The sequence below is a fragment of the Candidatus Rokuibacteriota bacterium genome (assembly GCA_016209385.1).
Taxonomy (GTDB): domain Bacteria; phylum Methylomirabilota; class Methylomirabilia; order Rokubacteriales; family CSP1-6; genus JACQWB01.
In genome coordinates, this window is the sequence record JACQWB010000259.1 from 1 (window position 1) to 12,056 (window position 12,056).

General features: G+C 68.9%; 12 protein-coding genes. 4 read left to right on the forward strand and 8 right to left on the reverse strand.

Translation table 11 applies throughout. From position 1 onward, the window contains the following. Nucleotides 1-230: 230 nt before the first annotated feature. The 7 genes from HY726_19370 to HY726_19400 all read right to left on the reverse strand — a co-directional run bounded on the left by HY726_19370 (nt 231) and on the right by HY726_19400 (nt 7,782). Entirely contained in the window at nt 231-641 is a 411-nt protein-coding gene (locus HY726_19370) for an HIT domain-containing protein (protein ID MBI4611155.1), read from the reverse strand. 33 nt (nt 642-674) lie between these two features. Then, the gene (locus HY726_19375; protein MBI4611156.1) at nt 675-1,805 is read right to left on the reverse strand and encodes an amidohydrolase family protein; all 1,131 of its coding nucleotides are present in this window, start codon (nt 1,803-1,805) and stop codon (nt 675-677) included. A gap of 139 nt (nt 1,806-1,944) precedes the next feature. Continuing rightward, the gene (locus HY726_19380) at nt 1,945-3,615 is read right to left on the reverse strand and encodes a methylmalonyl-CoA mutase family protein (GenBank protein ID MBI4611157.1); all 1,671 of its coding nucleotides are present in this window, start codon (nt 3,613-3,615) and stop codon (nt 1,945-1,947) included. A gap of 68 nt (nt 3,616-3,683) precedes the next feature. Then, nucleotides 3,684-4,829 carry an acyl-CoA dehydrogenase gene (locus tag HY726_19385; GenBank protein MBI4611158.1) on the reverse strand — a complete coding sequence of 382 codons (1,146 nt, stop codon included), beginning with the start codon at nt 4,827-4,829 and terminating at the stop codon, nt 3,684-3,686. A gap of 314 nt (nt 4,830-5,143) precedes the next feature. After that, on the reverse strand, nt 5,144-6,133 hold the full coding sequence (locus tag HY726_19390; GenBank protein ID MBI4611159.1) for an electron transfer flavoprotein subunit alpha/FixB family protein: 990 nt from the start codon (nt 6,131-6,133) through the stop codon (nt 5,144-5,146). A gap of 141 nt (nt 6,134-6,274) precedes the next feature. Beyond that, nucleotides 6,275-7,054: an electron transfer flavoprotein subunit beta/FixA family protein gene (locus HY726_19395; protein MBI4611160.1), complete on the reverse strand. Its 780-nt coding sequence runs from the start codon at nt 7,052-7,054 to the stop codon at nt 6,275-6,277. Beyond that, nucleotides 7,051-7,782 (reverse strand): GntR family transcriptional regulator, encoded by a 732-nt coding sequence (locus tag HY726_19400; protein ID MBI4611161.1) that lies wholly within the window; start codon nt 7,780-7,782, stop codon nt 7,051-7,053. The genes HY726_19395 and HY726_19400 overlap by 4 nt, the downstream gene beginning before the upstream one ends. A 191-nt stretch (nt 7,783-7,973) precedes the next feature. Here HY726_19400 and HY726_19405 point away from each other — a divergent pair, with 191 nt between their 5' ends. From HY726_19405 to HY726_19420, 4 genes are all read left to right on the forward strand, one after another. Beyond that, nucleotides 7,974-8,678, forward strand: coding sequence for an ABC transporter ATP-binding protein (locus HY726_19405; GenBank protein ID MBI4611162.1), 705 nt, complete (start codon nt 7,974-7,976; stop codon nt 8,676-8,678). Nucleotides 8,679-8,791: 113 nt separating this feature from the next. Continuing rightward, entirely contained in the window at nt 8,792-9,766 is a 975-nt protein-coding gene (locus HY726_19410) for a D-2-hydroxyacid dehydrogenase family protein (protein ID MBI4611163.1), read from the forward strand. A gap of 13 nt (nt 9,767-9,779) precedes the next feature. Further along, nucleotides 9,780-10,748: a cupin domain-containing protein gene (locus tag HY726_19415; protein ID MBI4611164.1), complete on the forward strand. Its 969-nt coding sequence runs from the start codon at nt 9,780-9,782 to the stop codon at nt 10,746-10,748. A gap of 194 nt (nt 10,749-10,942) precedes the next feature. Continuing rightward, nucleotides 10,943-11,335: a VOC family protein gene (locus tag HY726_19420; GenBank protein ID MBI4611165.1), complete on the forward strand. Its 393-nt coding sequence runs from the start codon at nt 10,943-10,945 to the stop codon at nt 11,333-11,335. Between the two features lie 582 nt (nt 11,336-11,917). Here HY726_19420 and HY726_19425 read toward each other — a convergent pair. Next, nucleotides 11,918-12,056: anthranilate phosphoribosyltransferase (locus tag HY726_19425; GenBank protein ID MBI4611166.1), on the reverse strand; the 139-nt coding region annotated here is incomplete at its 5' end.

Here is a 12,056-nt window from a genome sequence, read left to right on the forward strand (position 1 = left end):
CGCGTACCTTACGCGCACTCATCCCACATTTCGAGCGCGGGCTTGGCCCGCGCAAGCCGTTCCCGGGGGAGGGTTCGGAGGGGGCCGTCGAGGCCCCCTCCGATGATCAAGCGCGGGCTTTGCCCGCGCAACCCCTGGGGGGAGGTCCGGAAGGGGGGCGGAGCCCCCCTCCGGGCTAAACCCCGGCTTGGCAACAAGCACGCGAATCTTACGCTGGGCCATACCCCGCCTCATTCGAGGAGCTCGCGGAGGCGCGTGCCCACCTTGCCGATCTCCTCCCGGTTCCCCGGCACCAGCGGCCAGTCGAAGCCCTTCCCGTCCGCGTTCCAGCGCGGGATGACGTGGATGTGGAAGTGCGGCACCGACTGAAAGGCGGCGGCCCCGTTGGCCTGGAGCAGGTTCAGCCCGTCGGGCCGGACTGCCTCCTGGACCGCGTGGGCAACCTTCTTCACCGCCGCCATCGCGGCCGTGAGGTCCTCGACGGACGCGTCGAAGAGCGTGGGCGCGTGGGCCTTGGCCACCACGAGGCAGTGGCCGGTGTTCAGCGGGTTGATGTCCATGAAGGCCAGCGTTCGCTCGTCCTCGTGGATCTTGAACGAGGGGAGCTGCCCGTCGCGAATCTTGCAGAACACACAGTCCATGACGGCTCCTTTCGCGGGCGACTGCCGGGCCGTTCACGCGATCCGATAGAGTCGGCGCACGTTCTCCCAGAGCATCTTCCGCTTCACGGCCCCGTCGACGCTGCGGAACTGCTCTTCGATCGCCTTCTGCGAGAACGGCCATGTGCCGTCGCGGTGCGGGTAGTCGGAGCCCCACATCACGTTGTCGGGCGCGATCTCGGCCATCGCGCGCACCCCGTGGAAGTCTTTCTGGAACGTCGCGTAGATCTGCCGCTTGAAGTACGCGCTCGGCGGCAGCGGGAGCTTGAGATCGTCCGCCAGCCGCTCCTCGTAGGTGTCGTCCAGGCGTTCCAGGACGTATGGGATCCAGCCGATGCCGCTCTCGCCGAGCACGAGCCTGAGCCGCGGGTGACGCTCGCACACCCCGCTCAGGATCACGGAGGACACGATCTCGTCCATCTGGAGCGGGGCGACGACGACCCAGGCGCCGATCGAGGCCGGATGCCTGATTCCCCTGATCTCGTACCCCACGGTCGCCCCACCGCCCTCGAAGACATGGAAGGAGATGACAAGGTCCGCCTCCTCGCCGGCCGCCCACATGGGTTCCCACATCTCGTGCCACACGGGCATCGCCGCCCCCCACGGGACGAACACCGCGCCGCGGAGGCCGAGGGCTGCGCAGTGACGGACCTCCTGGGCGGCCATGCTCGCATCGTGGTTGGGAAGGCAGCCGAGACCGAAGTACCGGCCGGGCATGGACCGGTTGAACTCGGCGATGTACTCGTTGTAGGCGTGGTAGATCGCCGTCAACAGCTCGGGGTCTGTGATCCCCTTGTACGTGAAGAGGCCCCGCGAGATCCCGATGATCCCGTAGATGACCTCGGCCTCGACGCCGTCGCGCTCCTGGTCCTGGCGCCGGAGCGCCGGGTCCGACGGCCGGGTCTGGCCTGAGGCGAACCCCTCCTGCGCCAGGATCCTGCCGCGCCTGCCTCCAGTCACGCCGGGGCCGTACACCCCATGCGGCCCGAGCGCGTCGTCCCCCGAGACCCAGACCTTCCTCCCGTCCCGCTCGACGACGCGGGGCGCCCGCTCCCGCCACTTCGGCGGCATGCGCGACACGAACGTGTCTGGGGGGAGATAGATGAGATCCATGTGGCTGTCGGCCGACATCACCTGGAGCGCCATGGTCGCCTCCTCGCTCAGCGTCCGACCGGACCGTGCACTAGATTGCTCGGAGGGGGCTCCGCCCCCCTTCCGACGCCTCCCCCTTCGCTTGCGCGGGCCAAGCCCGCGCTGGAACCAGATTTTTTCGCAGCCTCCTAATCTAAAAGATGATCGGCTCGCGGTACTGGCCCAAGACCTGCCGGTAGACATCCGAGATCTCGCCCAGGGAGACGTAGTCCTTGACCGCGTCCACGAGCACCGGCATCAGGTTCTGGCCGTTCCGGCAGACCTCAGCGATCTGCTTCACGCGTTTTTCCACCCGGGAGGCGTCGCGCGAGGCTTTGCGCCGCTTCACCCGCTCGATCTGCTCCAGCTCGACGGCCTCGTCGATCCGCAGGTAGCTGATCGGCTTCTCCTCCGCCATCACGTACTTGTTGACGCCCACCACCGTCTTCTCGCCGCGGTCCTCCATGAGCTGGTACCGGTACGCCGCATCGGCGATCTCCTGCTGCGGATAACCGAGGTCGACGGCCCGAATGATGCCGCCGAGACCGTCGATCTTCGTGATGTAGGCGCAGGCCGCTTCCTCCATCTGGTCGGTCAGCCGCTCGAGATAGTAGGAGCCGCCGAGCGGATCGATCACGAGGGGAACGCCCGTCTCCTCCGCGATGATCTGCTGGGTCCGGAGCGCGACGGTCACGGCCTCCTCCGTGGGGAGCGCCCAGGTCTCGTCGTAGGAGTTGGTGTGGAGCGACTGCGCGCCGCCGAGGACGGCGGCCAACGCCTGGAGGGCGACCCGGGCGACGTTGTTGAGCGGCTGCTGGGCGGTCGCCGAGACGCCTGCCGTCTGTGTGTGGGTCCTCAGGCGCATGGACTCGGGCCTCTTGGCCCCGAAGCGCTCCTTGAGCACGCGCGCCCAGATGCGCCGGGCGGCCCGGAGCTTGGCGATCTCCTCGAAGAAGTCGTTGTGGACGTCGAAGAAGAACGAGAGGCGAGGCGCGAAGGAATCCACGTCGAGCCCGCGGTCGACGCACGCCTGGACGTAGCCGATCCCGTCGGCCAGGGTGAAGGCCAGTTCCTGGACCGCGGTGGCGCCGGCCTCCCGGATGTGGTAGCCGGAGATCGAGACCGGGTTGAAGCGCGGCACGTACTTGGAGGTGAACTCGATCGTGTCCACCACGATGCGCATCGCGGGCGCCGGCGGGCAAATCCACTCCTTCTGCGCGATGAACTCTTTGAGCATGTCGTTCTGCATCGTGCCCCCGACCTGGTCCCAGCCGACACCCTGCTTGTCGGCCACGGCCAGGTACATGGCGAGCGCGATGGAGGCCGTGCAGTTGATCGTCATCGAGGTGGTCACCCGATCGAGCGGGATCCCGTCGAAGAGGACCTCGAAGTCTTCCAGTGTCGAAACGGAGACGCCTTCCCGGCCCACCTCGCCGCGGGCGCGGGGGTGGTCGGCGTCGTAGCCCATGAGGGCGGGCATGTCGAAGGCGGTCGACAGCCCCGTCTGGCCCTGCTCGAGCAGGTACTTGAAGCGGGCGTTGGTGTCCTCGGGCCGTCCGAACCCGGCGAACATCCTCATCGTCCACAGGCGCCCGCGATACATCGAAGGGTACACGCCGCGCGTGAATGGGAACTCGCCGGGAAAGCCGAGTTTCTTCTCGTAGTCCCAGCTCCCGAGGTCCGCCGGCGTGTAGAGGGGCTCGAGCGGGATCCCCGACAGGGACTCGAAGGGCACGGGTCGCTCAGGGGCCTGGCGGACGAACGGCCCGTAGGTCTCCGCTTCCCACCGCGCCTTTTCTCGCTCCATCCGCTCGCGATCCTCCATCTGCGCCTCCGCTCCCCTCACCTTCATCCTCTCCCCTCAGGGGAGAGGGCAGGGTGAGGGGCGTCGCGTCACTTCAGTCCGAGCACGTGGCGGGCGATGATGAGCTTCTGGATCTGAGACGTCCCCTCGTAGATCTGGGTGATCTTGGCGTCCCGGAAGTAGCGCTCCACCTGGTACTCCCTGATGTAGCCGTAACCGCCATGGACCTGGATCGCGTCGGTCGTGACCTTCATCGCCATCTCGGAGGCGAAGAGCTTGGCCATGGAGGCCTCGGCGCTGAACGGCAGGCCCCGGTCCTTCAGGGTAGCCGCCCGCCAGGTGAGGAGCCGCGCCGCCTCGATCGTGGTTGCCATGTCGGCCATCATCCACTGCACCATCTGGTGCTGGGCGATCGGGACGCCGAAGGCTTTGCGCTCCTTGGCATAGGCCACCGAGCGCTCGTAGGCGCCGGCGGCGATGCCCACGGCCTGTGCGGCGATGCCGATCCGCCCGCCGTCCAGCGTGCTCATCGCGATCCTGAACCCCATCCCCTCCTCGCCGAGCCGGTTCTCCACCGGGACGCAGCAGTCCTCGAAGACGAACTCGGCCGTGTCGGAGGCCCGGAGCCCGAGCTTGTCCTCGCACTTGGGAACCAGAAAGCCGGGCGTCCCTTTCTCCACGAGGAACGCCGAGATGCCGCGGTGTCCCCTGGTCCGGTCGGTCTGGCAGAAGACCAGCGCGGCCGCGGCCTCGCGGCCGTTCGTGACGAACAGCTTGCGGCCACTGAGGACGTAGTGGTTGCCGTCCCGCACGGCGAGCGTGTTCTGGTTGGTGGCATCCGAGCCCGCCTGAGGTTCGGTCAGCGCGAAGCAGCCGATCCTTGACCCCGACGCGAACGGCGTCAGGAAGCGCTTCTTCTGCTCTTCGGTCCCGAACCTGCGGACGGGATCGCAGTAAAGAGAGTTATTGACCGACATGACGACGGCATGCGAGGCGCAGGCCTTGGCCACTTCTTCCAGGGCGACGATGTACGCCACGGTGTCGGCGCCGCTACCGCCGTACGCTTCCGGGATGGCCATCCCCATGAGCCCGAGCTCGCCCATCCGCTTGACAGTCTCGTGAGGGAACCGGGCCTCGCGGTCGCAGGCCTCGGCGACGGGCTTCACCTCGTTCTCGGCGAAGTCACGTGCGAGCGCCTGGATCATCTGCTGCTCTTCGGTCAGCTCAATCTTCATAAAGTCAACCCAAGCCGGCCGCCGTCTGCGCCTCGCTCGCTCGCCTTCGGCGGTCACCCATCTGTGGCTCGCGGTGCGGGGCCCCTCCGGATGCGCCCCCGTTGCGTCCAATGCGCAGCCCCATGCCAAGCTCGCGCGTGACGCGTGTCCATTCGGCCGGGGTGTGCGATCCGGCGTCCCCTGCCCCGCTCGCTCACGATGGGTGCCCGACCGCCTCCCGGCATGCTCGCTCGGGCAGATCGCCGGCCGGCTTCAGACTGGTCCTCCTTCCGCCGAAGGCCTAGCGAGCGAGGACCAGATGCCGACCGGCTCCATCACTTCTCCAGCAGCCGCTTGAACTCCTGGGTGAGGAGCGGCGCGATCTCGAAGAGATCGCCGACGATCCCGTAGTCGGCGATCTTGAAGATCGGCGCCTCGGGGTCCTTGTTCACCGCGACGATGATCTTCGACGTGCGCATCCCGGCCAGGTGCTGGATCGCGCCCGAGATCCCGAACCCCATGTAGAGCTTGGGCGAGATGGTGCGGCCGGTCTGGCCGATCTGGAAGCGATGGGGACGCCATCCGGCATCCACCGCGGCCCGTGATGCGCCCACGGCAGCGCCGAGCACCTTGGCCAGCTCCTCCAGGATCACGAAGTTCTCGGGTCCCTTGAGCCCGCGGCCACCCGAGACGACGATCTCGGCCTCGGTCAGCTCGGGCAGACCCGTGGACACCTCCTCCCGTCGCTCGACGAAGGCCATCGTGGGCTGCGGGATCGTGACCGCGGGGCGCTCGACGACCGGCGCCCTGCCCGCCAGGAGATCGCGGGGCTTGAAGACGTTTGGGCGAAGGGTCGCGAGCCACGGGGCCTTGGCCCAGCTGACCTTCGAGAGCAGCTTGCCCGCGTACACGGGACGCGTCGCGACGAGGGTGCCTTCCCGAAAGTCGAACGCGACCGAGTCGGCCGACAACCCCACCCCGAGGCGCGCGGCCAGCCGCGCCATCAGCTCGCGCAGGCGGCTCGTCACCGCGCCGAGAATCGCCTTCGGCTGCTCCTTCCCCGCCAGCTCGGCCAGAACCGGCGTCCACACCTCACCCCGATACGGCGCCAGGCCAGGGGCTTCCAACAGCCAGATCCTCTCCGCACCCCACTCGGCGAGGTGTCCGAGTCCATCCGCCTCGGCCTTGTCGGTGAGCCACACCGCCTCGGCCTGGCCTCCGGTCTGAGCCGCGAGGCGCGCAGCTTCACCCAGCACCTCGGCATTCGCCTTCTTGGGACGGCCAGCTCGGTCATCCTCGACGACGCACCAGAATGCGTTTGCCATCCCCCGCTCCTCATTCCGCCTCGCCTCGTGGCGGGCCTGCCTGCGGCATGGCCGACGTGCCTCGGCTCGAATCTATTCGGGCCTCGCCTCGTCACGGGCCTGCCTGCGGCATGGCCGACGTGCCTCGGCTCGAACTGCCTCTCAGATCGCCTTGGCGTCTTCGCGCAACGCCCTGACCAACTCCTTGACCGCTTCGCCAGCCTCGCCGGGGATGATGCGCCCGGGCGGGCGAGGCGGAAGCGCCTCCAGCGTCACGACCGTGAGCTGAGCTCCGTCTGCGGCCAGGCCAAGATCAGCCGCCTTCACGTCTTTGATCTCCTTCTTCTTGGCGCCCATGATGCCCTTCAGGGTCGGATACCGCGGCTCGTTCAGCCCCTTCTGGGCGGTCAGCACGCACGGAAGCGGGAGCTCGAACACTTCGAGCCCGCCCTCGACCTGTCGGCCGACGCGCACGCTCGTCCCGTCGCCCGAGATGGCCGCCTCCATGATCCAGGACGCGCAGGGCCAGCCCAGGAGCTCGGCCACCTGGACCCCCACCGCGCCCATGTCGTCGTCAATGGCCTGCCTGCCGAACAGGACGATCACCGGCTGCTCCTGCTTGATCACCGCCGCGAGAGCCCGGGCCGTGGTCAGCGTGTCGGCGCTCTCCCACGCCGGCTCGTTCACGTGCACAGCGCGCTCGGCGCCCATCGCCAGGCAACTCCGAAGCGCCTCCTTCACGCGTTCGGGACCGAGCGAGACCACGACGACCTCTCCCGTCCCGCGCTTCTCCTTGATGCGCAGGGCCTCCTCGACCGCGAACTCGTCGTAGGGCGACACAATCCACGTGATGCCAGTAGTGTCGATCGCCCTCGGGTCGCCGCCGATCTTGACCTGAGTCGCGGTGTCCGGCACCTGCTTGACTGGCACGAGAACTTTCATGGTCCTGATCCCTCGTAGTGAAGCTCCCGAATGATCCGGAACCGATCCCCGGGGATATAGACGCGATCGAACACCACGGCCCTGCCGTCGGTTGCCCAGGAGACCCGTTCCGAGCAGAACGCGGGGGCGCCCGGCTGGCAGTTGAGCTCCTGCGCCTCGCGCCGGCGGAGCTTCACGGCCGACACCTCCTCGCGCGCCCGCGTGACATCGATGCCGAGCTTGAACGAGAGGAGCTGGCGGAGCGGGGTGACCGCCAGGTCCGCCTTCGCCACGTCGTCCCCGAGGTCCGCAGGCAGGAAGGAACGCTGCAGGCTCACCGGGCGCCCGTCCATCAGGCGCAGGCGCTCGAGGACGAAGACGTCGTCGCCCGCGGCGAGCCTCAGCCCAGCCTGAACGCGCCGGTCGGCGCGGGCGAACTGGCTGCGGAGAAAGCGGGTCTCGACGGGCGCGCCGCGCGATCGCAGGTCGCCGGCAAAGGTGCGAAACTGAAGGATGTCGTAATCGATCGTCGGGGAGGCGACGAAGGTGCCCACCCCGTGCCGGCGAACGATGAGCCCCTCGCGCTCGAGCAGCTCGAGGGCCTGGCGGAGCGTCATGAGCGTGACGCCGAACTCGCGCGCGAGAGTGCGCTGGTTGCTCAGGCGGGCTCCGGGGGCGAGCCCTCCTGACGTGATCCGCTCGCGAAGGGCGTCGGCAATCCGCCGATATCGGGACACCCGGCCGTTCATCCCTCTCCCCCTCCGGGGGTCTCTTCTAGAACACTTCTCCCGAAAAAGCGGCCCGCTCTCAGCGGAGGAAGTCAGGAAAAGGCCCAGTCGAGACAGGAAGTTAGAACAAGCCGCGCATTATTTTACCCGGACCGGAATGGGGTGTCAAACTCTTGACACCCTCTTCCCGCTGTGCGAGAGTCCCCGCGGCAATGCTAGCGGTCGAGCATCTCCGCGTCTTCTACGGCGACGTGCAGGCTCTCTGGGACATCTCCTTCGACGTGCGGGCCGGCGAGCTCGTCACGCTCGTCGGGTCTAACGGCGCCGGCAAGACGACCACGCTCCGCACGATCTCGGGCGTGCTCGCGCCCGCGGCCGGTCGCATCACCTTCGAGGGCCGGGACATCACCGGGCGCCCGCCTCACGCCATCGTCGCGCTCGGCATCGGCCACATCCCCGAAGGCCGCCGGCTCTGGTCAGGGATGACCGTGCTGGAAAACCTCGAGCTCGGGGCGTACCCCGCCGCCGCGCGCCCGCGGCTCCGCGAAACGCTGGACCGGGTCTTTACCCTCTTCCCCCAGCTCGGCGAACGATCCCGCCAGCTCACGGGAACGCTGTCGGGCGGGGAGCAACAGATGCTCGCCATCGGGCGGGCCCTCATGGGGCAACCGAAACTGCTGATGCTGGACGAGCCCTCCCTGGGCTTGGCGCCGCTCCTCGTGACAGAGCTCTTCCGGGTGATCCGGGAAATCAACAGCCAGGGCGTGACCGTCCTCCTAGTGGAACAGAATGTCCACCAGGCCCTGGAGATCGCCCACCGCGCCTACGTGCTCGAGACGGGACGGATCCTGAGCGAAGGGCCGGCCCGCGATCTCCTGGCCAACCCAGCGATCAAAGAAGCCTACCTGGGACTCTGACCGGGCCTAGCTGCGCCCCGCTTCCCGCGCAGCCGGACGTCCCCCCTTGACAGGCGCTTCGTCCGCGCCGTACCGTCGGGAGGGATGACGCTCAACGTGGTCTGCAAGCGGCCATGACGCGCCTGGCGATCCTCGACGACTACCACGGCGTGGTCGCGACGCTGTCCCACTGGGAGCGGCTCCGCGGCCGCCTGGCGATCGACACCTACCGCGACACGCTCAAGAGCGAGGATGCGCTTGCGGAGCGCCTCCGGCCCTACGCGATCATCGTAGCGCTCCGCGAGCGCACGCGCTTCCCGGGCTCGCTCTTCGCGCGCCTGCCCGCGCTCAAGCACCTGGCCCTCACCGGCCGGAACTCGGGCCACGTGGACCTCGCCGCGGCGACCGCGCGCGGGATCCTGGTCACCGGCACCGCGGGGTCGGGGACCTCGGCCATCGAGCACACGATGGCGCTGATGCTCGCCCTCGTCCGGCGCGTGCGCCATGAGGACCGCGCTATGCGCGAGGGGCGCTGGCAGACGGGGTTCGCCGTTGACCTCGCCGGCAGGACGCTGGGGATCCTGGGCCTCGGCCGCATCGGGAGTCGCGTCGCTGCGTTCGGCCGTTTCCTCGGCATGCGGGTGATCGCCTGGGGGCCAACGCTCACCGACGAGCGCGCGGCCGCGGCCGACGTGACGCGCGTCGGGCTCGACGACGTCTTCCGGGAGAGCGACGTGGTGTCGGTGCACCTCCGCCTCTCGGACAAGACGCGCGGCCTCGTCACTGCCCGGCACCTCGGGCTCATGAAGCCCACGGCGTTCCTCGTCAACACGGCGCGCGGCCCCATCGTCGACGAGCGCGCACTCGTCGATGTTTTGAAGCGCGGCGCCATCGCGGGCGCGGCGCTCGACGTCTTCGACGAGGAGCCCCTGCCACCAAACCACCCGCTCGTCGCCCTCGACAACGTGCTGCTCTCGCCCCACATGGGTTACGTGACGCAGGAGGCGTATGACCAGTTCTTCGGCCAGGTGGTGGACAACCTTGAGATCTACCTCCGGGGCCAGGTCCCGCCGCGCGCGCTGAACCCGGAGGTCCTGGCGCAACGCTAGAGGAGGCTGAACCATGGCGATCGGGACAGTAGTCGATCTGGAGCGCTACTGTGCGGCCCTCCGCGCCGCGGGACTCGACGCCCCGTGGTCGCGCCCGGGGCCGCTGATCGAGCCCAAGCGGACGCGCGTCGAGCCCTGGCTCTGGCGCTGGACGGAGATCGAACCGCTGCTCCGGCAGAGCGCTGACTTCCTGACGCCCGCACGGGGCGAGGGCGCCGAGCGCCGGATCCTCCGGCTCATGAACCCGGGGGTCCCGGAGCGTACCAGCGGTCACACGATCTCGGTGGCGGTCCAGTACCTCCTGCCCGGCGAGGTCGCGCCCGCCCATCGCCACAGCCCGAACGCGATCCGGTTCATGCTCCGGGGCGAGGGCGCCTACACGACCGTCGAGGGCGAGAAGTGCGCGATGCACCGGGGCGACGTGGTGCTCACGCCGGCCATGACCTGGCACGACCACGGGAACGAGGGCCGCGAGCCCGTGATTTGGCTCGACGCCCTCGATGCGCCCGTGGTGCGCTACATCGAGAACCTCGTGATGGAGCCCTACCCCGCCGACCGCCAGCCCATCGGTGGCCACGCGGGACGTGTGATCCACTACCCCTGGGAAGTCGCGTGGGAGGCGCTCTCCCGGCTCGCCGAGCACGAGGGCGACCCCTTCGACGACGTGATCATGGAGTACCGCGATCCCATGACGGGGCGGTCGCTCCTGCCGACGATCGGCTGCTACCTCCAGTTGCTCCGCCCCGGGGTGCGGACGCGGTCCCACCGACAGTCGAGCATGGCCGTCTACCACGTCTTCGAGGGCGCCGGGGCGACGGAGATCGAGGGCGAATGCTACGAGTGGGGTCCGGGAGACTTCTTCGTGGTCCCGCCCTGGGCGCGCCACGCCCACGCCGCTCGCGGCGAGCGACCGGCGATCCTGTTCTCGCTCCAGGACGTCCCGCTGCTGCGGGCGCTCGGCCAGTACCGCGAGGAAACCTAGCTGGTCCCTCGCGACCTCCGGAGCTTCCTCCGGGCGATCGAGGCCTCGCGGGTCTTGTGACCGTCCCGTCGGGAGGGGTGGCAGACAGGCCGTCGGCCTGGGGGCGCGCGCCGGCCCGCGCCGGGCCGGGGCGCGGAGATGCTGTGGCGGGCGCCCTGATCCTGCCGTGACTCGAGCGTGAGGAGAACCCAGGGATGGTGACCAAGGTCGATCACATCGAGCTGGTCGTGCACCGCTTCGAGGAGTACGTCACCCTCTTCCGCGCCCTCGGCTTCCGGGAGCTCGCGCGGACTAAGCACCACGGGGACTCGATCGAGTTCCAGCTCCCCGGCGAGAACCAGCCGATCTTCGAGATCCACCGCGTGAGCGGCGAGGAGAACATCGGCGTCAACCACATCGCCTTCCAGGTGCCCGATGTCGAGGCCGCCCACCGCGAGCTCAAGGCGCGCGGCATTGACATCCCCCAGGGCCCCACCTTCGTCCGCGCGACGGGCCGGACCAACCTGAACTTCCGCGACCCCGACGGCTGGCGCCTCCAGATCGTCGACGCCAGACGCGCCGCGCCGGACCCCACGGCGACGCACTAGAGATCCTCGGCGGGGGGCGCACCCACGCCCACCCCCCGCCGGCGCGCGGTGTGGCGCGGGTACCTGCCCCTTCCGAGCCCTCCCATTGTGGTTCGCGCGTGGCGGGTTCGGCCATGCCGTGAGGCAGGCCACCCGTCGCGCGAGGCCCGAGTGGCACTTCGAGCCGAGGGGCTTCGGACGAGCCGCAGGCGAGGACAGCCACGAGGCGAGGCCCGAGTGGGTTGCGCGGGCCAAGCCCGCACTCGGAGCGCTCCGGTCGTGTGCGGGTGGACGATCGGAGCATTGGAGTCGAGTTTTTCAGCGCTAGCCCGGGCTAGAGCTCGTAGTCAGCGACTCTCCGGCGCTCTCCGCGCTCGAAAGAGAGGCCGCTGGACGTACTGCGTTCGGACGACGCCGTCGTGCCGGAGCGTCTCGGCACCTGCGGGTCCTCGAAGACCTGCTTGACATTGTAGATCGGCCCCGAGGGCACGCCAGCGTTGTTGACGATCTCGATTCGCTCGGCGCTCGTTTTGGCCGAACCCGCAGATCGAGCCGTGGACCCGGCGTGGGCTGACCTGCGCGGGTGGATTGCGACCCGCGCCCCTATTTCTCCTGGGCGAGCCGCTGGGAGAGGACGATCAGCGCTTCCAGCTTGGCACGCGCTGATCCTGAGTCGATCGAGTGGCCGGCCAGCGCGACGCCTTCCTTGAGATCCTTCGCTTTTCCCCCGACGACCAGCGCC

Coding starts and splice junctions, on each gene's coding strand:
- HY726_19370 (MBI4611155.1), bottom strand. CDS start 641: ATGGACTGTGTGTTCTGCAAGATTCGCGACGGGCAGCTCCCCTCGTTC.
- HY726_19375 (MBI4611156.1), bottom strand. CDS start 1,805: ATGGCGCTCCAGGTGATGTCGGCCGACAGCCACATGGATCTCATCTAT.
- HY726_19380 (MBI4611157.1), bottom strand. CDS start 3,615: ATGGAGGATCGCGAGCGGATGGAGCGAGAAAAGGCGCGGTGGGAAGCG.
- HY726_19385 (MBI4611158.1), bottom strand. CDS start 4,829: ATGAAGATTGAGCTGACCGAAGAGCAGCAGATGATCCAGGCGCTCGCA.
- HY726_19390 (MBI4611159.1), bottom strand. CDS start 6,133: ATGGCAAACGCATTCTGGTGCGTCGTCGAGGATGACCGAGCTGGCCGT.
- HY726_19395 (MBI4611160.1), bottom strand. CDS start 7,054: ATGAAAGTTCTCGTGCCAGTCAAGCAGGTGCCGGACACCGCGACTCAG.
- HY726_19400 (MBI4611161.1), bottom strand. CDS start 7,782: ATGAACGGCCGGGTGTCCCGATATCGGCGGATTGCCGACGCCCTTCGC.
- HY726_19405 (MBI4611162.1), top strand. CDS start 7,974: ATGCTAGCGGTCGAGCATCTCCGCGTCTTCTACGGCGACGTGCAGGCT.
- HY726_19410 (MBI4611163.1), top strand. CDS start 8,792: ATGACGCGCCTGGCGATCCTCGACGACTACCACGGCGTGGTCGCGACG.
- HY726_19415 (MBI4611164.1), top strand. CDS start 9,780: ATGGCGATCGGGACAGTAGTCGATCTGGAGCGCTACTGTGCGGCCCTC.
- HY726_19420 (MBI4611165.1), top strand. CDS start 10,943: ATGGTGACCAAGGTCGATCACATCGAGCTGGTCGTGCACCGCTTCGAG.